This is a genomic window from Rhodococcus sp. GQ147, assembly GCF_059759155.1.
Map to the genome: position 1 here is coordinate 233556 of NZ_JCAXDU010000003.1, position 23798 is coordinate 257353.

General features: G+C 68.1%; 22 protein-coding genes and 2 pseudogenes. 10 read left to right on the forward strand and 14 right to left on the reverse strand.

Annotation, left to right across the window (positions count from 1 at the left end; all coding sequences use genetic code 11):
- Positions 1 to 15 precede the first annotated feature (15 nt).
- Positions 16 to 561, forward strand: a complete 546-nt coding sequence (locus AC6CID_RS05560; protein WP_037217072.1) for a flavodoxin domain-containing protein — start codon at positions 16 to 18, stop codon at positions 559 to 561.
- Between the two features lie 46 nt (positions 562 to 607).
- Here AC6CID_RS05560 and AC6CID_RS05565 read toward each other — a convergent pair whose 3' ends face one another.
- Together AC6CID_RS05565 and AC6CID_RS05570 are read right to left on the reverse strand one after the other, a co-directional pair.
- Complete coding sequence (locus AC6CID_RS05565) at positions 608 to 1114, reverse strand: SRPBCC family protein (RefSeq protein ID WP_006551738.1); 507 nt, start codon at positions 1112 to 1114, stop codon at positions 608 to 610.
- A 28-nt stretch (positions 1115 to 1142) separates the two neighbouring features.
- Entirely contained in the window at positions 1143 to 2063 is a 921-nt protein-coding gene (locus tag AC6CID_RS05570; RefSeq protein ID WP_064062134.1) for a pseudouridine synthase, read from the reverse strand.
- A gap of 174 nt (positions 2064 to 2237) precedes the next feature.
- Here AC6CID_RS05570 and AC6CID_RS05575 point away from each other — a divergent pair, with 174 nt between their 5' ends.
- Together AC6CID_RS05575 and AC6CID_RS05580 are read left to right on the forward strand one after the other, a co-directional pair.
- On the forward strand, positions 2238 to 3227 hold the full coding sequence (locus AC6CID_RS05575; protein ID WP_051121583.1) for an alpha/beta hydrolase: 990 nt from the start codon (positions 2238 to 2240) through the stop codon (positions 3225 to 3227).
- A complete protein-coding gene (locus AC6CID_RS05580; RefSeq protein ID WP_498353669.1) occupies positions 3217 to 4083 on the forward strand; it encodes an oxidoreductase in 867 nt (288 codons plus the stop codon). The genes AC6CID_RS05575 and AC6CID_RS05580 overlap by 11 nt, the downstream gene beginning before the upstream one ends.
- A 50-nt stretch (positions 4084 to 4133) precedes the next feature.
- Here AC6CID_RS05580 and AC6CID_RS05585 read toward each other — a convergent pair whose 3' ends face one another.
- From AC6CID_RS05585 to AC6CID_RS05605, 5 genes and pseudogenes are all read right to left on the reverse strand, one after another.
- Positions 4134 to 4568 carry a GNAT family N-acetyltransferase gene (locus tag AC6CID_RS05585; protein WP_072740567.1) on the reverse strand — a complete coding sequence of 145 codons (435 nt, stop codon included), beginning with the start codon at positions 4566 to 4568 and terminating at the stop codon, positions 4134 to 4136.
- Positions 4569 to 4621: 53 nt separating this feature from the next.
- The gene (locus tag AC6CID_RS05590) at positions 4622 to 5293 is read right to left on the reverse strand and encodes an aspartate/glutamate racemase family protein (protein WP_498353670.1); all 672 of its coding nucleotides are present in this window, start codon (positions 5291 to 5293) and stop codon (positions 4622 to 4624) included.
- 6 nt (positions 5294 to 5299) lie between these two features.
- Positions 5300 to 6648 (reverse strand): annotated as a pseudogene (locus AC6CID_RS05595) (NCS1 family nucleobase:cation symporter-1).
- Positions 6649 to 6788: 140 nt separating this feature from the next.
- Positions 6789 to 7223 (reverse strand): annotated as a pseudogene (locus AC6CID_RS05600) (GntR family transcriptional regulator); the annotation flags it as partial.
- 102 nt (positions 7224 to 7325) lie between these two features.
- Positions 7326 to 8501: an RNA polymerase sigma factor gene (locus AC6CID_RS05605; protein WP_498353671.1), complete on the reverse strand. Its 1176-nt coding sequence runs from the start codon at positions 8499 to 8501 to the stop codon at positions 7326 to 7328.
- 165 nt (positions 8502 to 8666) lie between these two features.
- On the opposite strand from AC6CID_RS05605, the gene AC6CID_RS05610 reads away from it, so the two are divergent.
- Positions 8667 to 9554 carry an oxidoreductase gene (locus AC6CID_RS05610; RefSeq protein ID WP_024103050.1) on the forward strand — a complete coding sequence of 296 codons (888 nt, stop codon included), beginning with the start codon at positions 8667 to 8669 and terminating at the stop codon, positions 9552 to 9554.
- Between the two features lie 29 nt (positions 9555 to 9583).
- On the opposite strand, the gene AC6CID_RS05615 is transcribed toward AC6CID_RS05610, so the two are convergent.
- From AC6CID_RS05615 to AC6CID_RS05625, 3 genes are all read right to left on the reverse strand, one after another.
- Complete coding sequence (locus AC6CID_RS05615; protein WP_064852768.1) at positions 9584 to 11884, reverse strand: DEAD/DEAH box helicase; 2301 nt, start codon at positions 11882 to 11884, stop codon at positions 9584 to 9586.
- Positions 11885 to 11959: 75 nt separating this feature from the next.
- Complete coding sequence (locus AC6CID_RS05620) at positions 11960 to 12382, reverse strand: organic hydroperoxide resistance protein (protein WP_006551727.1); 423 nt, start codon at positions 12380 to 12382, stop codon at positions 11960 to 11962.
- Positions 12379 to 12843, reverse strand: a complete 465-nt coding sequence (locus AC6CID_RS05625; RefSeq protein WP_498353672.1) for a MarR family winged helix-turn-helix transcriptional regulator — start codon at positions 12841 to 12843, stop codon at positions 12379 to 12381. Before AC6CID_RS05625 ends, AC6CID_RS05620 begins: the two co-directional genes overlap by 4 nt.
- Before the next feature lie 150 nt (positions 12844 to 12993).
- Between AC6CID_RS05625 and AC6CID_RS05630 the strand changes: the two genes are divergently transcribed.
- A complete protein-coding gene (locus AC6CID_RS05630) occupies positions 12994 to 15423 on the forward strand; it encodes an ATP-dependent Clp protease ATP-binding subunit (protein WP_498353673.1) in 2430 nt (809 codons plus the stop codon).
- Between the two features lie 64 nt (positions 15424 to 15487).
- Here AC6CID_RS05630 and AC6CID_RS05635 read toward each other — a convergent pair whose 3' ends face one another.
- Together AC6CID_RS05635 and treS are read right to left on the reverse strand one after the other, a co-directional pair.
- Complete coding sequence (locus AC6CID_RS05635; protein WP_228045099.1) at positions 15488 to 16822, reverse strand: maltokinase N-terminal cap-like domain-containing protein; 1335 nt, start codon at positions 16820 to 16822, stop codon at positions 15488 to 15490.
- A 56-nt stretch (positions 16823 to 16878) separates the two neighbouring features.
- Positions 16879 to 18702, reverse strand: a complete 1824-nt coding sequence (treS, locus tag AC6CID_RS05640) for a maltose alpha-D-glucosyltransferase (RefSeq protein WP_498353674.1) — start codon at positions 18700 to 18702, stop codon at positions 16879 to 16881.
- Positions 18703 to 18827: 125 nt separating this feature from the next.
- On the opposite strand from treS, the gene AC6CID_RS05645 reads away from it, so the two are divergent.
- Together AC6CID_RS05645 and AC6CID_RS05650 are read left to right on the forward strand one after the other, a co-directional pair.
- Positions 18828 to 20012 (forward strand): acyl-CoA dehydrogenase family protein, encoded by a 1185-nt coding sequence (locus tag AC6CID_RS05645; RefSeq protein WP_183079167.1) that lies wholly within the window; start codon positions 18828 to 18830, stop codon positions 20010 to 20012.
- Between the two features lie 148 nt (positions 20013 to 20160).
- Entirely contained in the window at positions 20161 to 20340 is a 180-nt protein-coding gene (locus tag AC6CID_RS05650; protein WP_228044897.1) for an ANTAR domain-containing protein, read from the forward strand.
- Here AC6CID_RS05650 and AC6CID_RS05655 read toward each other — a convergent pair.
- Together AC6CID_RS05655 and AC6CID_RS05660 are read right to left on the reverse strand one after the other, a co-directional pair.
- Positions 20282 to 20743 (reverse strand): PPOX class F420-dependent oxidoreductase, encoded by a 462-nt coding sequence (locus tag AC6CID_RS05655; protein WP_006551722.1) that lies wholly within the window; start codon positions 20741 to 20743, stop codon positions 20282 to 20284. The two genes, AC6CID_RS05650 and AC6CID_RS05655, sit on opposite strands and share 59 nt — an antisense overlap.
- 23 nt (positions 20744 to 20766) lie before the next feature.
- Complete coding sequence (locus AC6CID_RS05660) at positions 20767 to 21171, reverse strand: SRPBCC family protein (protein ID WP_024103059.1); 405 nt, start codon at positions 21169 to 21171, stop codon at positions 20767 to 20769.
- 177 nt (positions 21172 to 21348) lie between these two features.
- Between AC6CID_RS05660 and AC6CID_RS05665 the strand changes: the two genes are divergently transcribed.
- From AC6CID_RS05665 to AC6CID_RS05675, 3 genes are all read left to right on the forward strand, one after another.
- Positions 21349 to 21483 carry a hypothetical protein gene (locus AC6CID_RS05665; protein WP_498353695.1) on the forward strand — a complete coding sequence of 45 codons (135 nt, stop codon included), beginning with the start codon at positions 21349 to 21351 and terminating at the stop codon, positions 21481 to 21483.
- 233 nt (positions 21484 to 21716) lie between these two features.
- Complete coding sequence (locus AC6CID_RS05670; RefSeq protein WP_217580158.1) at positions 21717 to 22814, forward strand: 3-deoxy-7-phosphoheptulonate synthase; 1098 nt, start codon at positions 21717 to 21719, stop codon at positions 22812 to 22814.
- Positions 22815 to 22895: 81 nt separating this feature from the next.
- A complete protein-coding gene (locus AC6CID_RS05675) occupies positions 22896 to 23780 on the forward strand; it encodes a glycosyltransferase family 2 protein (protein ID WP_064060235.1) in 885 nt (294 codons plus the stop codon).
- The last annotated feature ends 18 nt before the right edge of the window (positions 23781 to 23798 follow it).

Genomic DNA, 23798 nt, shown 5'->3' on the forward strand with positions numbered 1-23798 from the left:
GGTCCGGAGGTAGTGATGAAGGTTCTTGTTTCGGTGGCCAGTCGGCACGGTTCGACCGCGGAGATCGCGACTGCGCTGGCCGCGTCGATGCGCCACCACGGCGCGCAGGTCGACGTGAACGCGCCCGAGCACGTCGACGAGGTCGACGCGTACGACGTCGTGGTGCTCGGCAGCGCCGTCTACCGCAGTCGCTGGCTGCGCAGCGCGCGGGAGTTCTCCGACCGGCACGCGGCCGAACTGCGCGAACGCGACGTCTACCTGTTCTCGTCGGGTCCCGTCGCCTCGGGCGGGAGGTCGGTGAACACGTGCTACGACGCGTGCGCCGTCGCCGAACGCATCGAGGCCGTCGAACATCGCACCTTCCCGGGGAAGCTGGATCCGGCGGTGCTCGGCACCGGCGAACGGATGGTCGTCAGGATGGTCGGCGCCCCTTCCGGTGACTTCCGGGACTGGGACGCGATCGGTGCTTGGGGTGCGCGCATCGTGGCGCGCACGACCGCGCGGGAGCGCGACCTCGACGGCATCGGTTCGGCTCCCGCGCGACGTGGGGCGCGCCGCTAGGCGGATATTCCACCCGGGTGATCGGCCCGAGTCCCGAGCCGGGCGATCAGCCCGAGCTGCCCTGGTAGTGCGTGCTCAGTTCGGCTGCGCGGTCCCAGATCGACCAGTCGACCGGGCGTTCCTCCAATTGGGCCTCGACCACCTCGAACCCGGCGTGCCAGGCGGCGCCGTGTGCGAGGGCGTCCTCCTCGTCGTCGGTGGTGTGGGTGAGGGTGAGCCAGCACCCGCCGGAGCCGTCCGGAGTGAGTTCCCAGTGCAGAACGTCGGTGTCCCAGAGGTATTCCAGGATCCGTGCGGGCCGTACCGTGAGGACACTGCCCATGCTGGTGTGCCCTTCGGGCAGGCCGAAACGGCGGGTCTGTTCCTGCGTCGAGCGGAATTCGAGTGTGGCGCCGGGTGTGAGCGCGAACTCGACGTCGGCAGGGAACCAGGCGCGGAGATGTTGCGGATCGGTCAGGACCCGCCACACCTTCTCCGGCGGGTGGGGGAACGAGCGTTCGAACCGCAGGGCCACCCGCCCGTCATAGGTACGCGAGATGCTGCCGATTTCCATGGAAACCTCCAAGACGAGAACTCGCCGGTCAGCGGGGTCCTGGTGTGCTGTTACTCCATGCTGCCAGGTTTCGTCGGCTTACGAAGCGGGTCGGCCGACCTGTGATCGGATCGTGGAACGACAAGGATCTGGCCAGAAGCTGCAGCGGATTCGAATAATCCTGTGGCTCGAGCTCGTACACCTCCGGATAGAGGTTGTCGCCGAGAATGGGGATTCCGAGCGAGTTCATGTGTACCCGGAGTTGATGCGTCCGGCCGGTCTCGGGACGCAGACGGTAACGCGCACGGTCGTCGGCCGTGTCCACCAATTCGATCGAGGTCACGGCGTTGACGGGACCGTCGACCTCGCGGGCCTGCAGCACGCCGCGCTCCTTGACGATGCGGCTGCGGACCTCGCGAGGGAAGTCGAGGCGCGGCGCGGCCGGGGCGATCGCCTCGTACTCCTTCTCGACGAGACGCCCGTCGAACAGCATCTGGTACGCGCGTCGCGCCTCGCGCCGGACGGTGAACACCAGGACGCCCGCCGTGAGCCGATCGAGCCGATGAACGGGGGACAGTTCGGGCAGGTCCAGATCCTTGCGCAACCGGACCACGGCGGTCTCCGTCACCCAGGAACCACGCGGGGTGGTCGCCAGGAAGTGCGGCTTGTCCACGACGAGTAAGTTCTCGTCACGGTGGAGGACGTCGATCTCGAAGGGAACGCGCGGTTCGGCGGGCGGATCACGGTAGAGATACACGAATTCGCGTGGGACGTACGGGGTCGAAAATGTGACCGCTGTGCCGTCCTGTACGACCACTTCGCCGGATTCGATCTTCTCCGCGATGCGCGCCGCATCGTTCGGGAAGCGTGTGAGCAGGAACTCCGCTATGGTCTCCCAGCTGGGATTTTCCGGCAGTCGCAGGCGGGTGGGGTTCAGGCCGTCGCGAACGGGGAGGGGAGCTTCGGGCACGGGTCGGAGGTTAGCGGTGCGCCCGGAATGCGAGCGCCGAAGGCCCGACGATAACGCTGCCGGACTTTCCACGATAACGATTGTGTGCAAGCCTGCTTAAGGTTTCTGCACCGTCGATACCCTGGGACGGAAGTGAAGAATGTTACTGGAGTGCAAGGGGAGCATGTTGTGACGATGTCGGCGAAAACCGGAACACGTCGGCGGGGGGGACGCGCTCTCGTGCGGCTGCTGGTGGCGGCACTGGTCCTTCCGCTGGCGCTCGCGTTCAGTGGGCTCGGCGCCGGCACGGCTGCGGCCGATCCGTACGATCGCTTCCACGAGGACATGGTCGCCGCCCCGGGTGGGGTCGGGGCGATCAAGGTACGCATCTGGCGGGCGAACAACGGCAGCAACAAGGCCGTCTATCTGCTCGACGGTCTGCGCGCCACCGACGATGTGAGCGGCTGGGAACACGAGACAAACGCGGCGTGGCTCGCCGATCACGGCGTCAACGTGATCATGCCGGTGGGCGGACAGTCGAGCTTCTACGCCGACTGGTACGCGCCGAGCAATTTCAACGGCCAGCCCTACACCTACAAGTGGGAGTCCTTCCTCACCCAGAACCTCCCCGACCATCTCGCGAACGTCTACGGCATCGACCGCAACAACAACGCGGTGGTCGGCCTGTCGATGGGCGGTAACGCGGCGCTGATCCTGGCCGCCTACCACCGCGACCAGTTCAAGTTCGCCGGCTCCCTCTCGGGTTACCTCAACCTCTCGGCCCCCGGTATGCGCGAGGCCATCCGTCTCGCCATGCTCGACGCCGGCGGATACAACGCCGACGCGATGTGGGGACCGCCCTGGGACTCGGCGTGGCTGCGTCACGACCCGTTCGTCGCGGCGCCGCAGATGCGCGGACTGCCGATGTGGGTCTCCGCGGCGAGCGGTCTGCCCGGCCAGTACGACCGGCCGAACTCGCTCGTGGGCAGCTTCAACACGACCAACGCCATGGGTCTCGAAGCGCTCGCCCGCACGCAGAACCGCGCCTTCCAGGTGCGCCTGCTGACCCTGGGTATCGATACCGCACACTTCTCGTTCCCGATCGTCGGTACCCATTCGTGGGGTTACTGGCAGGACGAGCTGTGGGCGATGCTCCCGATGCTCAAGTCCTCGATTGGCGCCTGACGCCACCACCTCGCTGGTCGGCCGCACCGTCGTCGTGACTGGGGCCACCAGCGGTGTGGGCGAAGCGACGGCCCGCGCCCTCGGGGCTGCCGGCGCCACCGTCGTCCTCGCCGGTCGCAACGTCGACCGGGGCAAGCGCATCGCCGACGAGATCGGCCCCCGGGCCGAGATGATGTCGCTCGATCTCGCCGACCTCTCGGCGATCCGTGCCTTCGCGGACGCCTTCGCCGATCGCCGGATCGATGTCCTGGTCAACAACGCCGGGGTCATGGCGGTGCCGCTGGGTCGCACCGCCGACGGGTTCGAGATGCAGATCGGAACGAACCATCTCGGACACTTCGCCCTGACCGGACGGCTGTTGCCGCGTATCACCGGCCGCATCGTCACGGTGTCGAGCGCCGCCCACCTGATAGGCCGGATCGATCTCGACGACCTCAACTGGGAGCGCCGCCCGTACAACCGCGCCGCGGGGTACGCACAGTCGAAGCTCGCGAACCTGTTGTTCGCGCTCGAGCTCGAACGACGCCTCGCCGCCGCCCGCTCACCGCTGCGCGCCGTCGCGGCCCATCCGGGCTACGCGGCCACCGAGGTGGGCAGCCACACGGGGACGTGGTTCGACCGGTTGTTCGGTTTCGGCAAGACGATCCTGCAGCGCACCCCGGATCAGGGAGCCGAATCGGTCGTGCTCGCCGCTTCCGATCCGGGCATTGCGGGCGGCTACATCGGTCCGCGTCTCCTGCTCTACGGAGCGCCCGGTGTCGCCGGCGTGGGGCGTCGGGCCCGCGACCGCGAGACCGCGACGCGGCTGTGGGAATTGTCGGAGAAGCTCACCGGAGTGCACTTCGAGATCGGCTGATAGCGTCGTCGCCCGCACCCCGTGACCGCCGCCCGACGGGCGCCCCGCGGTCACGGGGTGCGGCGCATCGGCACGTGGTCGATCCCCGCCTCGAGGTAGTTCGCTCCGGTGCGCACGAACCCGAATCGCGCGTACCAGTGCTCCAGGTACGCCTGCGCCGAGATGTCGACCACCCCCGGGCAGGTCCCGAGCGCCGCCTCGATCAGCTCCGCGGCGAGGCCGCGCCCGCGTGCGTGCCGGGCGGTGGCGACACGGCCGATGTGGGCGACGTCCCCGTCGTCGTGGAGCACGCGCAGCGTCGCGAGGACCTCGTCACCCTCCCGCGTCCAGAACAGTTCGGTGGTCGGGTCGAGATCGCGGCCGTCGAGTTCCGGTTCGCTGGTGATGCCCTGCTCGAAGACGAACACATCGGTCCGCAGAGCGACGATCCGATACAGACTCTCGGGGTCGGTCTTCCTCAACGGGGCATGGTGGATGGACAGCACGTCCCGATCGTAGGGGGCGGGGCTTCACCCGGCTGTGACGGTGGGGCGGGGCTTCACCCGCCCGTCGTGAACCCGTCGAGCAGTCCCGCATAGCGCTTCGGCGGGGGCGTCGCGAACTCTCCTCGCTTGCCGGTCGCCAGGCCCATCGTGACCAGCGACGGCACGGTCAGCGTCGCGGCCGCGACAACATCGACCACCGGCACCCCGATCTCCGCGGAGATGTGGGCGCACAGGTCGGCCATCCCGGCGCAGCCGAGCACAATGGTGTCGGAACCGTCCTCGCTCAGGGCGTCGAGGCACGCCTCGGTGACGATCTTGCGTGCGTCGGGATCGCTGTCGAGGGCCAGCACCGGCAGGTCGCACGCGTGCACGCCCCGGCACGCGTCGCGCATACCGTAGCGGTGCGCGAGGTCCCACGCGCGTCCGGTCGAGCGGGCCAGCGTCGTGACGACGGAGAAGCCGCGCCCCAGGACCGCGGCGGCGCGCATGGCGGCCTCGGCGATGCCGACGACGGGCCCACCGGCGAGCTCGCGCGCCGCGTCCAGTCCGGGATCGCCGAAGCACGCGATGACATAGCCGTCGACGCTGTCGCGTTCGCCCTTCTCGATCTCGGTGAGGATGCCCGGCACGGCGAGCGCCTCGTCGTAGTGGCTCTCGATCGAGGGTGGGTCCATCGTGGCGGTCATCGACCACGTGGTGTTCGGGTTGACGACCTTGATGAACATGGAGGATCAGGCTGCTTCCTGTGCGACCCGGTCGGGGAGACGGACTGCGAGGCGGGTACGGGTCGCGAGCAGGTGGTAGACGACGAAACCGAGACCGCAGCCGATGAACCAGCTGTACTGGGCGGCGGTTCCCATGCCGGGCGCATCGTTGAACAGCACAGGGATCATCGCTACCACGGCGCCGACGACGGTCGCGATCACCGCGGCCGGGTTGTAGCCCTTGCGGTAGAAGTACGCGCCCTTCTCCGACATCGTGAACAGGTCGTCGACGATCACCTTCTGCTTGCGCACGAGGTAGTAGTCGGCGATGAGGATGCCGAACAGCGGACCGATGAACGCGCCCAGGGTTTCAGGGTGTAGTGGATGACCTCGGGGTTGTCGTACAGATTCCACGGGGTGATCAGTTCGCCGTAGACGGGCAGCGTGAGCGACGCGGTGATCACCACGAGCAGCGAGAAGACCAGGAAGTTCACCGGCAGACCGAGGAAGTTGCCCTTCTTGACGGCGGCGTAGGACATCCCGTACCGGGAGAAGTCGCCGAAGTTGAGCATCGGGCCGGAGAAGTACGAGACCACCAGGGCGATCGCGCCGAGCATGACCGGCACCGACGCCCATCCGGCGTGCGTGACCTCATCGAGGGTCAGATCGATTGCGCTCCAACCGGACTGGGAGATCAGATAACCGCACAGCAGGAACATCACGACGTAGACGGCCGGCCCGCAGAAGTCGATGAACCGCCGGATCGACTCCATGCCGCGCCAGAACACGCAGGCCTGCAGCACCCAGAGCGTCAGGAAGCTGGCCCATCCGAGTGCGGACAGGCCGGCGAACCCGTAGTCCTCGACCACCGCATAGGGTGCGAGCGAGGGGAACAGCTTGATCAGCACCACGTCGAGTGCCGCCGAGGCGAGGAAGGTCTGGATCCCGTACCACGCCACCGCGATCAGACCGCGGATGATCGCGGGGATGTTCGCACCGAGGACGCCGAAGACGCTGCGGCAGATCACCGGAGAGGGCGCACCCGTGACCTGGCTGGGCTAGTGCGTTCCGGCGGTCTCGGGGGCCGACACCTTGGCGACGAGATTGCAGAAGAAGTAGACGATCGTGATGCCCACGAGCAGGGCCACGAGGACCTGCCAGCTGGCCAGACCGAGAGCGAACAGGCTTCCGGCGGTGACGTACCCGCCCACGCTGTGGACGTCGGACATCCAGAACGCGAAGATGTTGTACGAACCCCACCGCTGGTTCTTCAGCGGGGCGAGGTCGTCGTTGGTCAACCGCGGGTCGTATCCGGTCGCGGGCGGCGGGGCTGCGGCGGGGACGTTGCCGGCGCTCGGTGTCAGCACTTCGGTCATGCCTGCTCCTGTGCGAGGGGGAGCCGCCCGTGTCCCGGTGCGAGCCCGGTGGGCGGAGTCGAATCGATCGACGGAACATCAACGGCGGTGGTGAATTCCGATGTGCAGACCGTAATGGAGCGATATTGCCGGAGAGTTACCCGGCTCTCGCGGTGATAGCCACGCGAGTCGCCTTCCTGCACAGCGCATTCGAGAAGACGGTGCGACTCTTCGACGCGCCGGTCGTCCTCCTCGGTGGCGTTGCGCACGGCCGCCGTGAGCGACGCCGATTCGAGAGTCTCACGGACTGAATACATCTCGCGCAGCTCCGCGATCGTCAGCTGGGCGACGATGTATCCATGGTTCTGCCGGTGGGTCACGAGACCTTCGCCGATGAGGGTCTCGAGTGCTTCCCGGACCGGGATGCGACTCACCCCGAACAGCTCCGTGACCTCCCCGACGGGGATCGGTGTGCCCGGGGGTGCGGCTCCGGAGAGTAAGGCGCGGCGCAACTCTTCGAGGATCACGTCCTGCGGGCGGCCCGGTACGTCGACGCGGAGCTCGTCCAGCAACGCGGATCTACGGCGTGGTGCCACGACCGGGTCCTCCTTCGTCCCCGGAATGCGAGTGCTCGACTCCGCGAAGGTAGTCCCGTCGTGTTACGTCCTCGTCTCCGCCGTGTGACGGGGATGCCCACCTCATACCCCGCCGCGCGGAGGGAAGGTCGGCAGCGTCGGCATCGGCCGCGGTGAGGTGGGCGTCCCCGTGGTGGGGCGAGGCGTCCCGGTGTTCGGCGTGTCGCTCTCCTCGGTGTCCCGGCGCGGGCGGTCCTCGTCCGGCTCGGTCCCGCGACCCGGCCCGCCGCGCCTGGTGAAGCCACCGACGGTCGATGTCGCCGTGGTGGCGGAAGCGGCGGTGGATTCCGCAGCGGGCTCGGCGGTCGCTGCCGAGGTGGGGGTCACCACCGGTGCCTCGAACTCGGGTTCCCCCGTCGTCGTCTCCGCGGGCTCGGTGGGCGTGGTCTCGGTTGTCGCTGCGGTCGTGCTCGTCGCCACCGGCGACCCGATGTCGAGCGTCGGCTCGGCCGCAGGACGCAGGACCTGCCGCTCGACGGGCTCGGCCTGCGGGAACACGAACAACGCACCGACGCCCAGCACCGCGAACACCGCCACCGACGCCGCGATGACGGGAACGGTGCGCTTCGCCCGACGATCGCGACGGGGGAAGCCCTCCCGGTCCAGCGGTTCGAGCCGGCGCCCGAGATCGAGCAGTTCCGCCTCCGAGGGCTGCACCGTGAGCAGCCGTCCACGCAGGTGCGCGGGCAGAGGGGTGAAGGGGAGAAGCGAGAACGTTCCGAGCGCATTCGGCACGCGGGGCACCGCACGGTCGACGAAGTCCTGCGCATGGGCGAGGACATGTCCCTCGCCGGCGGAACCGAGCAACGCCTCGATCTCGTGGAACGAGAAGTGATGCCGGACCGTCAGGTCGACGACCTCGCGCGCGGTGCCGTCGAGCAGGTGGACCGCCTCACGGACGTCGAGCACGTCGGAAGCGGCCTGATAGGCGGGGTCGGCCGCGGGGAGATATTCGAGGGCGGAGCCGGTGCGCTCGAGCACGCGGATGCATTCGGCACGGACCACGGCGTAGAGCCAGGCCCGCAGGAGACTCTCGTCGCGCAGCGACCGGATCCGCGCGGTCGCCGTCCAGACCGCGTCGTACACCACGTCCGAGGCCGATGACACGGCGACGAAGCCGCACGCGTACGCGTACAGGCCGGGGGCGAAACGGTCGAAGACCGCTGCCGTGGCGTCCGGCTCCCCGTTCCGCAACGCTGCGGCGAGTTCGCGGTCCGGACGTCCGGGGTGGTGCCCCATCGATGGAACCTCCCTGTCGTGCATGCGCCCCCGCGCGCCTGCGGTCGTGAGTTCCGGGGAAGTCTACGAGCAGGTGCGCCCCACGGCGAGGATGCGATCCATCGGGACCGTCGACGCCGGAAACGGGAGTGTCGCCACGCGGCGCGCGTCCGTAGGGTGGCGGGCATGGGGTGGACCACGAACGATATTCCGGATCTGTCGGGACGCACGATGATCGTGACGGGGGCCAACAGCGGACTCGGTGCAGAGACCGCCCGGGCGCTGGCGCACGCCGGTGCCGAGGTGGTGCTCGCGTGCCGCGATGTCGCCAAGGGTGAGTCGGTCGCGGCCGATCTCGGCGACCGCGCCACCGTGCGCCGTCTGGACCTGGCGGATCTCTCGTCGATCCGTGCGTTCGCCGACGAGGTGCGTGCCGAGCACGAGCGTATCGACGTCCTGGTCAACAACGCCGGCGTCATGGCGGTACCGCTGCGGCGGACGGCCGACGGTTTCGAGATGCAGATCGGGACCAATCACTTCGGCCACTTCGCGCTCACCGGGTTGCTGCTCGACCGCATCACCGACCGGGTGGTGACGGTCAGCAGCACGATGCACCGCATCGGCAGCATCGATCTCGACGACATCGATTGGGAACGTCGCCGCTACGAGCGGTGGCTCGCCTACGGGCAGTCGAAGCTCGCGAACCTGTTGTTCGCGTACGAACTGCAGCGACGCCTGACCGCAGCCGGATCGAGCGTGAGTTCGCTTGCCGCGCATCCGGGTTATTCGTCGACGAATCTGCAGTACCGCAGCGAGTCATGGCACGGGAAAATCGTCGAACTCGTCACCCCGATCATCGGGCAGTCCCCGCAGCAGGGTGCGCTCCCGACGCTCTACGCGGCGACCTCACCGAATGCGGAGCCGGGTGGCTACTACGGGCCGGATTCCTTCTTCGAGATGCGCGGCCGGCCGAAGCGGGTGCAGTCCACCTCGCGGTCACGCGACGAGATCCTGGCGCGGAGGTTGTGGGAACTGTCGGAGCGGGTGTGCTCCGTCGAGTACTCGATGCCCTAGATCTTTCGATACCGTAGATCCTGCAGTTCTCAGGTCAGGGTGAACGAGACCGGCGGCAGATCGTCGCGTCGGCACAGTCCGGTCTGATCCACGAGGTCGAGGGTGCGCAGATAACGCCGGACCAGATCGCCTGCCGAGAGCCCCGCATCCGATGCGGTGCGCAGGGCGGCGGCGAGTCCGTCCCCGCGTGCCCAGCGGTGGATCGCGGCGACGGCGATCGGATCCGGATCCGGCCCCACTTCCAGGCCGAGACGCTCTTCGCGTCCGGCGAGTTCGCTCCACAGCCGTGAGGTGGCGCGCAGCGCCTCGTCGATCGCCGGGGTGGTGCGTCCCGGGACTCCGACGGTGCGGCGCCGGGTCTCGCCCAGAGCGCTCGAGGCGACGGCGGCGAGCTCGGCCGGTGTCAGCCCCGACCACGCGCCCGTCCGCACGCATTCGGCGACGAGAAGGTCGTTCGCGCAGTAGATCCGGCCCAGACGACGACCGTCGTCGGTGACGTAGGCCGACCCGCCCATCGGGTCGCGGAGCAGATAACCCCGCTCCTCGAGCAGATCCAGTGTGCGATCGAAGGTCTCGACGAGGCGTCCGGTGACCGTGTCGATCTGCGACCGCATCCGTTCGGTGTCGCCGTGCACCGCGGCGCGTCGCGCAGAGAGGGCGAGGAGGCGCTCCCTATCGCCGCGTCGATGTGCAGGATGCGACCGCACCGCCCGTGCCAGCGACGTCACCAGCTCGGCCGAACCGGAGCGTCGTGCCTCGGCGAGCCGGTCGCACAGGTGCCGGTACTCGGTGAAGCCCTCGGCGTCCCCGAGTTCGGTGTCGAGATCACGCAGCGCCGTCGTGTTCGCGCGGACGGCGTCGGTGAGCGCCGCGACGGATCGTTCGGCCTGGAACTGGGCGAACGAGCGTCGCAGGAACTCGCGGGAGCCGGGGATGCCGCGACCGGCGACCAGGTTGACCGCGGTGTTGTAGCCGACGCGCAGCGAACTGTGGAGCGGGTACGAGCGTGCGCCGGCGAGGCCGGCGACGGTCGCGGGGGCGGCCTCGGGACTCCACAGCACGACGGCGTGGCCTTCGACATCGATGCCGCGCCGACCGGCGCGACCGGTGAGCTGGGTGTACTCGCCGGGGGAGAGGCGCACCGGTCCGTCGGCGGTGGGTTTGACGAGGCGTTCGAGGACGACGGTGCGCGCCGGCATGTTCACCCCCACGGCGAGGGTCTCAGTGGCGAACACGACCCGCACGAGACCGCGGGCGAACAACTCCTCGACGGTGTGACGGAAGGCCGGGATCAGACCGGCGTGGTGCGCGGCGAAACCGCGTTCGAGTCCTTCGAGCCACTCGGCGTGACCGACGGCGTCGAGATCTGCGGGCGGCAGCGCAGCGGTGTGCCGGTCGGCGACCGCGCGGATCTCGGCGACGTCGGCCGCCTCGGTGAGCCGAACCGACGATTCGAGGCATTCGGCGACGGCGCCGTCGCACCCGTTGCGGCTGAACCGGAACCAGATGGCCGGCAACAGTTGTTCGGCCTCGAGCCGGGCGACGACCTCGGGCAGGTCGGCACCGGCCGGTCCGGGTGCTCCGCGCGCACGTCGCCGTCGTCGTCCACGGCCGGTCGCGGGGCCGGGCGCGGCCTCGACGAGCTGGCGGTGGGCGATGTACCGCTCGAGGGTCTCGTCGACGGTGCCGGACGGGGACAACAGGTCGAACAGCCGCCCGCCGGCGAGCATGTGCTGGGTGAGCGGGACGGGACGGGTCTCCTCGACGACGACCGCGAGGTCGCCACGGACGCCGCGCAGCCAGCCGCCGAACTCCTCGGCGTTGCTCACCGTGGCCGACAGGCTGGTCAGCCGCACGTCATCGGGAAGGGAGAGGATCGCTTCCTCCCACACCGCACCGCGCTCGCGGTCGGCGAGATAGTGCACCTCGTCCATGACGACGTGGGTGAGTCCGTGCAGGAGCGGGGAGCCGCCGTGCAGCATGCTGCGCAGCACTTCGGTGGTCATGACGACCACGGGCGCGTGCGGGTCCAGCGAGATGTCGCCGGTGAGCAGACCGACGCGGTCGTCGCCGAAGCGACGCGACAGGTCGAAGTACTTCTGGTTGCTCAGCGCCTTGATGGGGGTGGTGTAGAAGCAGCGTCCGCCCGCTGCGAGCGCGAGACGGGCGGCGAATTCACCGACGACGGTCTTGCCCGCCCCGGTGGGGGCGCACACCAGGACGTCGCGGTCGTCCTCGAGGGCGCGGCAGGCCTCGACCTGGAAGTCGTCGAGGGGGAAATCGAGTTCGGTCGCGAACAGCGCGAGCTGCGACCGGTCCTGCGTGCGCACGTGTCCACGCTACGGGTCGGCGCGGACATGTGCGCAGCGCAGGGTGACTCAGTCCTCCGTCACCTCGAGGGTGACTCAGTCCTCCGTCACCTCGAGGGTGACGTCGATGTTGCCGCGGGTCGCGTTGGAGTACGGGCACACCTGATGGGCCTTCTCGGTGAGCTCGAGCGCCTGCTCGCGGGGGAGGTTCGGAAGAGTCACCTCGAGGGTGACGGCGAGACCGAATCCGCCGCCGTCGGTCGGGCCGATGCCGACGCGGGCGCCGACCGCGGAGTCGCTGACGTCCGCCTTCTCCTGTCGGGCGATCATCTGCAGTGCCGAGTGGAAGCACGCGGCGTACCCGGCGGCGAAGAGTTGTTCGGGGTTGGTGCCCTTGCCGCTGCCGCCCATCTCGGTGGGGATGGACAGGTCGAGGTCGAGCTTGCCGTCGCTGGTGCGGGCGTGGCCGTCGCGGCCTGCTCCGGTGGCGAGTGCTTCGGCGGTGTAGATGATGTTCACGATGTCCTGCCTTTCTTCGAGAGTGCGCCGGGTGCTTCCTGCAACGCGGCGGTCAGACGGTGGAGCGTCTCGCGCAGCGCGACCAGTTCGTCGACGTCGAACCGGCTGTCCCGCGTCACGCAGCCGGGGATGTCCGTGGCCTCTGTCCGGAGTGCATCTCCCGATTCGGTGAGGTGGACGACGACACGACGTTCGTCGGTCTGCTGCCGGCGTCGTTCGACGTATCCGGCGGCCTCGAGCCGTTTGAGCAGGGGGGAGAGTGTGCCTGTGTCGAGATCGAGCGCGTCGCACAGATCCTGCACGCCTCGCGCATCGCGTTCCCACAGCGCCAGGAGCACCAGGTACTGCGGGTAGGTGATGCCCAGCCGATCGAGATGTGGCCGATATGCGGCCGTGATGGTGCGGGAGGCGCGGTAGAGCGCGAAGCACACCTGCTGGTCGAGTTCGAGTGGAGACGGCACGGGAATGAATGTAGCGCCCCGTTTTGTTGTGCACAACATTAATGGCCACAACTCGATACGTGTTCCGGATCACTTTCATGTGGGAATTGAGAGCGCTCTGGGCACGTTAGTTGAGTGAGAATGGCTCAAGTTCGACAGAAAGGCTTCGGAATGCCGGCATTCTTCGGGCCTGGTGGCCCCGGCCGAATCGACATCACACGTTTCATGAGCCGCGGTACCCAGGACCTCCTCGCCCACGCAGCGCGCTACGCCACCGACCGTGGTGACGCGGAACTCGACGTGCTGCACCTCCTCCGCGCGATGGCGGAGCAGGATCCGTCCCGCACGGTCATGACGCGCGCCGGAGCCGACCCCGCCGACGTCGCTGCCGCCGTCGACCAGCGGCTGCCGCAGAGCCGCCCCGGTGAGGCCGTCTCCGCACCCGCACTGACCGGTGCCGTGAAGACCGCACTCCTCGAAGCGCACCAGCTCTCGCGTGCGCTCGGCTCCACCTATATCGACCCCGAGCACCTGTTCTTCACGCTCGCGGCCGACCAGACCCGCGCTCCCGGACGCCTGCTGGCGTCCCTGGGCGTGACCCCGCAGGCGTTGCAGACCGCACTGCAGCCCACCCCCGCGGCTCCCGCCGCGGAGGAGACCCCGACGCCGACGCTCGACAAATTCGGCGTCGACCTCACCGATCGGGCGCGCGGCGGCGGCATCGACCCCGTCATCGGCCGTACCGACGAGATCGAGCAGACGATCGAGATCCTCGCGCGACGCACCAAGAACAACCCGGTGCTCGTCGGTGAGGCCGGCGTCGGCAAGACCGCCATCGTCGAAGGACTCGCCCAACGCATCGTCGACGGGGACGTCCCGGACATCCTGCAGGACAAGCGGATCGTCCAGCTCGACCTGACGGCGATGGTCGCCGGAACCCGATACCGGGGCGACTTCGAGGAACGTCTCACCACAGCGCTCGACGAGATCACCGCCCAGCAGGGCAAGCTCATCGTCTTCATCGACGAGATCCACACCGTCGTCGGCGCAGGCGCCGGCAACGAGGGCGCGATGGACGCGGCGAACATCCTCAAGCCGAAGCTCGCCCGCGGTGAACTGCATGTCGTCGGTGCGACCACCCTCGACGAGTACCGCAAGCACATCGAGAAGGATCCGGCGCTCGAACGCCGTTTCCAGCCCGTCACGGTCGACGAGCCAGCACGCGACGACGCCGTCGCGATCCTGAAGGGTCTCGCCGATCGGTACGCCGAGTTCCACAAGGTCCGGTACACCGACGAAGCGCTCGAAGCGGCCGTCGACCTGTCGATGCGGTACCTGCCCGACCGGCACCTGCCGGACAAGGCGATCGACCTCGTCGACCAGGCCGGTGCACGACTGCGCCTGCGGGTGCCGCGCACCGACGTGACCGAACTGCGTTCGAGGCTGGACGAACTCGAAGCGGAGAAGGATCGCGCCGTCGAGGCCGAACAGTACGAGGATGCCTCGCGCATCCGCGACGAGATCGTTCGCGTCCAGGCTCGGATCGACGGTGGCGACAGCGAGGGCAACGGAGAGGGAACTCCGACCGTCGACCCGGAGCTGATCGCCGAGATCGTCTCGCGGGCCACCGGAGTCCCCGCATCGCGGATGACCCGCGCCGAGAAGGAGAGGCTGCGCACTCTCGAGGACGAGCTGCACAAGCGCGTCGTCGGACAGGACGAAGCCGTCCACGCCGTGGCACGTGCCGTGCGGCGCAGCCGCTCCGGCATGAGCGACCCGCGTCGTCCGGTGGGCAGCTTCCTGTTCCTCGGTCCCACCGGCGTCGGCAAGACCGAGCTCGCGAAGGCCCTCGCCGAGGTGCTCTTCGGTGACGAGCGCACCATGCTGCGCATCGATATGAGCGAGTTCGGCGAACGCCACACCGTGAGCCGTCTCGTCGGCGCCCCTCCCGGTTACGTCGGTTACGGCGAGGCCGGACAGCTCACCGAACAGGTGCGTCGCCACCCCTACTCGGTGGTGCTGCTCGACGAGATCGAGAAGGCGCACCCGGACGTGTTCAACACACTGCTGCAGGTCCTCGACGACGGTCGCCTCACTGACGGTGAGGGACGCACGGTGGACTTCACCAATACCGTCGTCATCATGACCAGCAACCTCGGTTCGGACATCATCTCGAGCCGCGGAGGCGCGCTCGGCTTCACCACCGGTGACGCCGAGGCGGCCGAGAAGCCGCTGCGTGACCGGGTCATGGGACGGCTGCGCGAATCGATGCGGCCGGAGTTCCTCAACCGCATCGACGAGATCGTGATGTTCCGCAAGCTCGACGACGACCAGCTGCACCGGATCACCGAGCTGCTGCTCGACGACAGCCGGAAGCGGCTGCAGAGCAGGGGGATCGACCTCGAGTTCACCGCCGACGCGGTGGCGTGGATCGCCCGCAACGGTCACCAGCCCGAGTTCGGTGCCCGTCCGTTGCGCCGCTCGATCTCCCGGGTGGTCGACGACCGCATCGCCGACATGCTGCTCGACGACGTGCTCGCCGAGGGCAACCGGGTCACGGCGGACGTCGTCGAGGACGAACTGCTGCTCCAGGTGAGCTGACCCGCACGACGAGGAAGGGGAGAGATGCCACGGCATCTCTCCCCTTCCCGCGTTCGGGGGGTGGTCAGCGGGCGGTGAGACGACGGATCGCCTCGAGCGGCAGATGAAGCCACGAGGGACGGTGCCGAGCCTCGTAGACCACCTCGTAGACCGCCTTGTCGAGCTCGTAACCACGCAGCAGGACGTCGGAGCCCCGTGGATCCGTGCCCGAGGCAGCTGCGTAGCCGTCGCAGAAGGCGGCACAGTTGCGTTCGGCCCACTCCCGGGCCCGGAACTCCCGCTGCGACTCCACCGCCGTGCCTTGTTCGGATTCACGGATCGAATGATGCGCGGCGTAGTCGAACGACCGCAGCATTCCCGCCACGTCCCGGAACGGACTGTCGGGCTTGCGGCGCTCCTCGAGCGACTTCGCGGGTTCGCCCTCGAAGTCGATGAGCAACCAGCGCTCGGGGGTACGCAGCACCTGCCCGAGATGCAGGTCGCCGTGGATGCGGTGCACCGGAACCTGACCCAGCGCCGCAACCTCATCGAACCGGGCCCGGACCGCGTCGGTGAGTTCGGCGAGCTCGGGGACCTCGGCCGCCGCACCCTCGAGCCGGCGGATCATGCCCTCGGCCAGTTCGGCGGCGGCGCGCTCGTCGGTGCCGAGCGCGGAGCCGAGATGGGCGTGCACATCCGCCACGGCCGCACCGATGCGATGGGATTCCCCGGCGAAGTCGGTGCCCACCTCGTCGGCGCGCAGGTCTCCTTCCAGGAGCAGGTCCCGGACACTGCCGAGTGCCATCGACCAGCCGTCGGCCGAGTTCGCCGCGAAGTCCTGCACCATCGCCAGCGTGGTGCGGACCCCGTCGACCTCCGCTTCGATCCATGCCCGGATCGGGGCGATCGACCGACATCCGTCCTCGCCGAGCGCGAGCGGCAGTTCGACGTCCGGATTGATGCCGAGCGTGAGCCGACGAAACATCTTGAGCAGCAACTTCTCTCCGAGGACCACGGAGGTGTTGGACTGCTCCGCGCTCAGCGCACGCCCACGCAGGCCCGGTTCGATGACCGCACCCGGCACGGTGTGGAGATCCACCGGGCCGGCGGGGGTGCCGCTCGCCAGATTGCGCGAATACCGGTCGAGGATCTCCTGATCGCGGAGGCCGTCGTAGACGTGCAGGCCGTGGTCGTGGGAGTCGTCGGGGCCGACCACGCTCCACGACTGCAGTTCCTCGGGGAGATGGGAACGGAAACCGAGGGGCACCTGATAGATCTGGTCCGCGGTCGAGTCGAACGAGACCTTCACGATCAGATGGTCGGCCCCGAAACCGGACTCCTCCACGAGCGGATGACGCAGGACGACACCGATCCCGGTGATGGTGTGGCCCTTGGCCGCGAACCATCGCTGGTGCGGCATCCATTCGCGCAGATCCTCGACGAGCCGTTCGTCCGGGTAGAGCTCGTTGTTGGTCGTCACGGCTGCACCGCCGCTTCCGCTTCGCTGCTCACCGGGTGTTCGCCCGGTCCCTCCTTGGACGGATCGGGTTGCAGCGCGAACCAGAAGAATCCGTGACCGGGCAGGGTGATCATGTAACCCTCCTCCGTGATCGTCGGGAACGGGACGGACCCGGTCAGCTCCACCGGGATCCACCCGGCGAAGCGCGACAGATCGAGGACGACCGCCTGCGGATAGCGCGACAGGTTGTTCACGCACAGGATGACGTCGCTGTAGTTGCGTTCCGGGCTCGGCGACATCTCGCGCAGATAGGACAGGATCGCGGGGTTGGCGCTGCCGAGTTCGGTGAACGAGGCCTCACCGAAGGCCGGATGCTGCTTGCGGACCTGGATCATCCGCCGCGTCCAGTGCAGCAGAGAGTTCGTCGAATTCATCTGCGATTCGACGTTCACCGCCTGGTATCCGTAGGTGGGATCCATGATGACCGGCAGATACAACCGGCCCGGATCGGCGCGCGAGAACCCCGCGTTGCGGTCGGGGGTCCACTGCATCGGGGTCCGCACCGCGTCGCGGTCGCCGAGCCAGATGTTGTCGCCCATGCCGATCTCGTCGCCGTAGTACAGGACGGGGGAGCCCGGCAGGCTCAGCAACAGAGCGGTGAAGAGCTCGAGCTGGTTGCGGTCGTTCTCCAGCAACGGCGCCAGACGACGGCGGATGCCGATGTTCGCGCGCATCCGCGGGTCGGTGACGTACTCGGCGTACATGTAGTCGCGTTCCTCGTCCGTCACCATCTCGAGGGTCAGCTCGTCGTGGTTGCGGAGGAAGATGCCCCACTGGGCGGTCTTCGGGATCGGCGGGGTCTGGGCGAGGATCTCCGAGATCGGGAAACGGTTCTGTCGCCGCACCGCCATGAAGATGCGCGGCATCAGCGGGAAGTGGAAAGCCATGTGGCACTCGTCGCCGATTTCGGGTTCGCCGAAGTACTCGACGACGTCGGTGGGCCACTGGTTCGCCTCCGCCAGCATCACCCGGCCGGGATATTCGGCATCCATCACCGCACGGCACTTCTTGAGGAAGGCGTGCGTCTCGGGGAGGTTCTCGCAGTTGGTCCCCTCACGCTCGAACAGATAGGGGACCGCGTCGAGGCGGAACCCGTCGATGCCGAGATCGAGCCAGAACCGCAGGACGTCGAGCATCGCGTCCTGTACTTCGGGGTTGTCGTAGTTCAGGTCGGGCTGGTGCGAGAAGAACCGGTGCCAGTAGTACTGCTTGCGCACCGGATCCCACGTCCAGTTGGACGTCTCGGTGTCGACGAAGATGATGCGGGCTTCCTGGTATCGGTCGTCGACATCCGACCACACGTAGAAGTCGCCGTACGGCCCGTCGGGGTCGCTCCGGGATTCCTGGAACCACGCGTGCGTGTCGGACGTGTGGTTCATGACGAGGTCGGTGATGACGCGGATACCGCGTTTGTGCGCCTCGTCGAGGAAGATGACGAAGTCCTCGACCGTGCCGAATTCCGGTAGCACCGCCCGGAAGTCGCGGATGTCGTAGCCGCCGTCGCGGAGCGGTGAATCGTAGAAGGGCGGCAGCCAGATGCAGTCGGCGCCGAGCCATGCGATGTAGTCGAGTTTCTCGGTCAGCCCCCGCAGGTCGCCGGTGCCGTCGTTGTTCGAGTCGTTGAAAGCGCGGGCGAGAACCTCGTAGAACACCGCGGTCTTGAACCAGTCCGGGTCGACGGGCAGGCTGCGCGCATGGGCGAAGTCCTCCGCCCGGCTCTCGACGAGATGACCGTCTTCGGTGTGTTCGTATTCGGGTACTCGGTCGGACGGATCCGGCATGGCACCTCCGTGCTCGTCGCGTCGCAGGATGGACTCGCCCCAGAATGCCCCGGCGGACGGATTTCCACACCCGGGCCGGACGGAACGCTATGTGAGTGCACGTGTGCGCCGATAGATTGGCGGGCATGACTGCGAACCGGCCCGAAGGGCGGGTGGCCGAGCTGTGCACCCGCATGCGTTCGTTCATCGACGACGAGGTGATTCCTCTCGAACCCGTCCTGAGCCGTCACGACGACAAGGCCGCCGAGGCGCTCGTCGGGCTGAAGGCCAGGGCGAAGGAACTCGGGCTGTGGGCTCTGGGGCATCCCGAGGAGATGGGAGGGGGCGGGGTTCCCTTCCTCGACTTCGTCTACCTCAACGAGATCATCGGCCGCTCCGAGTACGGTCAGCTCGCGGTGGGATCGGTGTCCATGCAGGACGCCCTGATGATCCAGCGGCACGGCACCGCCGAACAACGCGAGCGCTGGATCCCAGGGCTCGTCTCCGGCGACATCCTGCCCTCTGTCGGCATGACCGAGCCGGAGGTGGCGGGATCCGACCCCGTGCTCGTGCAGACCACCGCCCGGCTCGAGAACGGCGAATGGGTGATCGACGGGCACAAGTGGTTCACCACCGGCGCCGCGCAGGCCGGCTACTGCACGGTCTTCGCCCGGACCGAACCCGAGTCGACTCCGCTGCACCGCAGCATCAGCGCGATCATCGTGCCCATCGACACCCCCGGACTCGAGATCGTGCGGGCGATCCCCACGATGGGGCACGACCCGAGCGATCACTACGAGGTGCGGTACGACGGTGCGCGCGTTCCCGAGGAGAACGTGCTCGGTGAACGCGGCAACGGCTTCGTCGTCGCGCAGGACCGGCTCGGGCCGGGACGGATCTTCCACTGCATGCGGTGGCTCGGCCAGGCCCAACGGGCCTTCGAACTCATGTGTGCGCGCGCCAACTCCCGCTTCGCCCACGGATCGCTGCTCGCCGAGAAGGGTGAGATCCAGCGCTACATCGCCGAATCCGCCGCCGACATCCAGGCCGCCCGTCTGATGACGCTGGACGCCGCGCGGGTGATGGATGCGGGGGAGGACGCCCGGGTCCGGATCGGGCTCATCAAGTTCCGCGGCGCGCAGATGCTGCACGATGTCGTCGACCGTGCGATCCAGGTGTACGGGGCGCTCGGTCTCACCGCCGACACGCCGCTCGAGGGGATGTACCGGCGGGCGCGCTACGCCCGTATCTACGACGGCCCCGACGAGGTGCACCGGATGTCCACGGCACGGCGGATGCTGCGCGACCCGGAACGCGTGCCGTGGCGGTAGACCGCCGGCCGCTCGTGACCAATGCGACCTGCTCTTCGCACTAGGGTTCTTCGGCACGCCGGGAGGTCGATGCAAGTATGTGGCGTGGCATCGGGGGAGGTCGGCAACAGGGAGCGGTCGAGCGGCGCGCGGTCCGAAGGGTGATCTCATGGAACGCTTCGCGGTGGGTGCCGACGATGCGTTCGTCCTGCTCCGGAAGTTGTCCGAGGAACGCAACGTGCCCCTGCGACGGATCGCGGGGCACGTGGTCGACGCGGGCGGTGAGGTATCTATGCCAGTTCGGGTGGGAAGCCTCCCGTGGCCACCGGGCTCCAGCGGGTCGGGGTGATCCGGATCAGCGACTTGCGCTGATCGCGCATGGCCTGCCGGTACTCGTCCCAGTCCGAATGTTCCCCGGCGATGTTGCGGAAGTACTCGACGAGCGGTTCGACGTCGTCGTGGGCATCGATCACCTCCGCGGTTCCGTCGACCTGCACCCACGCGTCGTTCCAGTCGTCGGACAGCACGACGACACCGACCTCGGGCCGGCTGCGGGCGTTGCGGGTCTTGGCGCGCCGGGGATAGGTCGCGATCACGATGCGTCCGCGGTCGTCGACGCCGCCGGTGACGGGGGAGGCCTGCGGTGTGCCGTCGTCGCGTTGCGTCATGAGGATCATTCGGTGCCGGGGCCGGACGAAGTCCAGCAGTTCCTGCAGGCCGACTGCGGTGTTGGTGGCGATCTTGCGGGCCATTCACGTTCTCCTGTTCCGAAGGGTCACGACTCGAGGAGCGCCGCGAGTCGCGCGAGGTCCTCTTCCACCATGCGCGTGTCGCGGTCGAACTCGTCGTCGGTCAGTTCGATCTGCCGGACGGTGAGGACGACTTCGGCACCGTCCGGATGGGGGAGTACCCGCATCGGGTTGTGCACCGTCGTACCCGACGGCAGTGTCACCTCGTGGTCGAGCACCCCGTAATCGTTGGCGCCGACGAACCGCACGGTGACCTCGCCCATCGGGGAGTCCGCGACGAGGGCGTCGCCGATCCGCCGCACCTCGCTTTGTGCCAGACCGGCCGCCCACTTCGGCAGGTTGTCGGGATCCGCGGCGAACTCGTAGACCCGGCGCGGTGGGCATCGGACGACCCGAGCGACATGGCGGCTGCGGACGACGTGCGTGCTCATGCTCGCCACATTAGAAGTTCGGGAGGTCGATCGCCGTCGGAATGTGGGAGTTCCTGAAGCGCAACGTCTTCGGAGCGACGGCGTTCAGCCGGTACCCGGATCGGCGCGGCCCCCTTCGTCACCTTCTCGGTACTCCTCGCCGTCTTCGTCTTCGTCTTCCTCGCCCTCGGAGCGCTACTGGAGCAGACCGGTCCGACGAGGGTCGGGGGTTATTTCGGGCTCGCCGCTGCCGCCGGCGCCTGGTACACCTCCGCTGCCGGGGTGCTGAGCACGACCTTCGGGCGTGTCGTCCTGCCCACGGGCCCACGCTGACGGGGCACCTCTTCGTTCCCGTGCGGGGGCGGTTTGACAGGCGCATCGGCCGTCCTGGTACAGTCCGGGGCTATGCAGCGTGCATATTTCTGGTTTAGCAGGCCGGCCCGGGGTGGGTCGGTCGGCGTGACCGCGCGCTGACTTCTTCACCTACGAGCCGGATCCAGACCGGCTCGTCGGAATCTCAGGTTCTCTCGGGTCGGAATCCGAACCACCGAGAACAGGAACCATCGATGAGCCCCAGCACCGGAACCGCGACCACCGAAATCTCCACGTCGAATCTCGACGAACAGCGCACCGTCAAGGTCAGCCCTCTCGTCGCACCCTCCGAGATCCGTGCCGAGTACGCACCCGACGCCGTCGTCGCAGCGACCGTCCGTTCGGGCCGCGCCGGCACCGTCGACATCCTGAACGGCACCGACGACCGTCTCGTCGTCGTGGTCGGCCCCTGCTCCGTGCACGACCCCGCCGCTGCGATGGACTACGCGCGCCGTCTGGCCGCCAAGGCCGAGGAGCTGCGCGACGACCTGCACGTCGTGATGCGTGTGTACTTCGAGAAGCCGCGCACCACGCTCGGGTGGAAGGGCCTGCTCAACGACCCGCACCTCGACGGCACCTTCGATATCAACACCGGTCTGCGCATCGGCCGTAAGCTGCTGCTCGACGTCTCCGGTCTCGGCCTGCCCGTCGGCTGCGAGTTCCTCGACCCGATCCTTCCGCAGTACTACGCCGACCTGGTCACCTACGGAGCCATCGGCGCCCGCACCGCCGCGAGTCAGGTTCACCGCCAGCTGTGCAGCGCGCTGTCCATGCCCGTCGGCATCAAGAACTCCACCGAAGGTGACGTGCAAGTCGCGGTCGACGGCACCCGTGCCGCAGCGGCCAGCCACGTCTTCCCCGGCACCGACCTCGACGGTCAGGCCGCGCTGATCGAGACCGTAGGCAACCCGGACTGCCACGTCATCCTGCGCGGTGGCAGCGCGGGGCCGAACTACGACGCCGAGACCGTGGCCGACACGATGGCCCGCCTGCGCAAGGCCGGTCTGCCCGAGCGTGTCGTCATCGACGCAAGCCACGGCAACAGCCGCAAGGACCACAACAAGCAGGTCGACGTCGTCACCGATGTCGCCGAGCGCATCGAGGCCGGCGAGAAGGGCATAGTCGGACTGATGCTCGAGAGCTTCATCGAGGCGGGACGTCAGGACCTGACCCTCGGCGAGGCCGACAAGCTCGACTACGGCAAGTCGATCACCGACGCGTGCATCGACTGGGACACCACCGCCGCGCAGCTCGACCGCCTCGCGCAGGCCGTGCGCACCCGTCGCGGCTGAACCGTCTGCGGCGCGAAGGGCCGGCGGAGTCGTCAGCGATGACGAACCGCCGGCCCTCGTCGGTTCGGTAGCGTCGTTTCCATGACTACGAACAGGTTGTCGATCGTCGTGCCGGCCCACAACGAGGAGCGTTACATCGCGAAATGCCTTGCGGCGCTGCTCGCCCAGAAGTCGGAGATCCACGAAATCCTGGTCGTTGACAACAATTCGACCGATCGCACCGCGCAGATCATCGAAGCCATCGCCGCCGGCGAGCCCCTCGTGCGACGGATCGTCGAGCCAAGACCGGGTGTCGCATTCGCGCGCAATGCCGGATACGACGCGGCCACAGGAGATCTCATCGGACGGATCGATGCGGACACGCGGGTTCGTCCCGATTGGGCGCACACCGTCCGCAGTTTTTTCGCCCGCGACGACACCGCCGAGGTGGGAGCGATCAGCGGACTCAGCAACTCCTACGATTCCCCCTACCGCAGGCTCAAACAGTGGTACATCGACAAACGGGTCGCGCAAGGAACATTCGGCGGGGAACGGCGGATCGACAATCTGCACGGCGCGAACATGGCACTGCGACGCTCGGCGTGGGAGCGTGTCCGGGAGGTCGTCAGTACGGACCCGAGAATCCACGAGGATCTGGATCTGGCACTGTGTCTGCGTGAGATGGACATCGAGATCGCCCAGCTGACCGATCTGTACGCCGACCTGTCGCCGCGTCGGGCCTACACCCCGCCCCGTGAGTACGCGGCCTATATCCAGTCGGGAATCGACACCTTCGAACTGCACGGCCGCCTGACGCCGGAGATCCTCAGGCTCATCCGTCTACAGTCACGTCTCCACGTCCTCGTGTATGCGGCATACCGGCCCTACGACCCCGACCTGGGCAGATTCACCCTCCGGCGAGCGATCTTCGGCTCCGGCGGACGTGCGATGCCGATCGACACGAAGGGCCGCACGCCGTCCCCCTGACGACGGGTGGCCGGGACG

Coding starts and splice junctions, on each gene's coding strand:
- AC6CID_RS05560 (WP_037217072.1), top strand. CDS start 16: ATGAAGGTTCTTGTTTCGGTGGCCAGTCGGCACGGTTCGACCGCGGAG.
- AC6CID_RS05565 (WP_006551738.1), bottom strand. CDS start 1,114: ATGGAAATCGGCAGCATCTCGCGTACCTATGACGGGCGGGTGGCCCTG.
- AC6CID_RS05575 (WP_051121583.1), top strand. CDS start 2,238: ATGTCGGCGAAAACCGGAACACGTCGGCGGGGGGGACGCGCTCTCGTG.
- AC6CID_RS05590 (WP_498353670.1), bottom strand. CDS start 5,293: ATGTTCATCAAGGTCGTCAACCCGAACACCACGTGGTCGATGACCGCC.
- AC6CID_RS05605 (WP_498353671.1), bottom strand. CDS start 8,501: ATGGGGCACCACCCCGGACGTCCGGACCGCGAACTCGCCGCAGCGTTG.
- AC6CID_RS05610 (WP_024103050.1), top strand. CDS start 8,667: ATGGGGTGGACCACGAACGATATTCCGGATCTGTCGGGACGCACGATG.
- AC6CID_RS05630 (WP_498353673.1), top strand. CDS start 12,994: ATGCCGGCATTCTTCGGGCCTGGTGGCCCCGGCCGAATCGACATCACA.
- AC6CID_RS05635 (WP_228045099.1), bottom strand. CDS start 16,822: ATGCCGCACCAGCGATGGTTCGCGGCCAAGGGCCACACCATCACCGGG.
- treS (WP_498353674.1), bottom strand. CDS start 18,702: ATGCCGGATCCGTCCGACCGAGTACCCGAATACGAACACACCGAAGAC.
- AC6CID_RS05645 (WP_183079167.1), top strand. CDS start 18,828: ATGACTGCGAACCGGCCCGAAGGGCGGGTGGCCGAGCTGTGCACCCGC.
- AC6CID_RS05650 (WP_228044897.1), top strand. CDS start 20,161: ATGGAACGCTTCGCGGTGGGTGCCGACGATGCGTTCGTCCTGCTCCGG.
- AC6CID_RS05655 (WP_006551722.1), bottom strand. CDS start 20,743: ATGGCCCGCAAGATCGCCACCAACACCGCAGTCGGCCTGCAGGAACTG.
- AC6CID_RS05660 (WP_024103059.1), bottom strand. CDS start 21,171: ATGAGCACGCACGTCGTCCGCAGCCGCCATGTCGCTCGGGTCGTCCGA.
- AC6CID_RS05670 (WP_217580158.1), top strand. CDS start 21,717: ATGAGCCCCAGCACCGGAACCGCGACCACCGAAATCTCCACGTCGAAT.
- AC6CID_RS05675 (WP_064060235.1), top strand. CDS start 22,896: ATGACTACGAACAGGTTGTCGATCGTCGTGCCGGCCCACAACGAGGAG.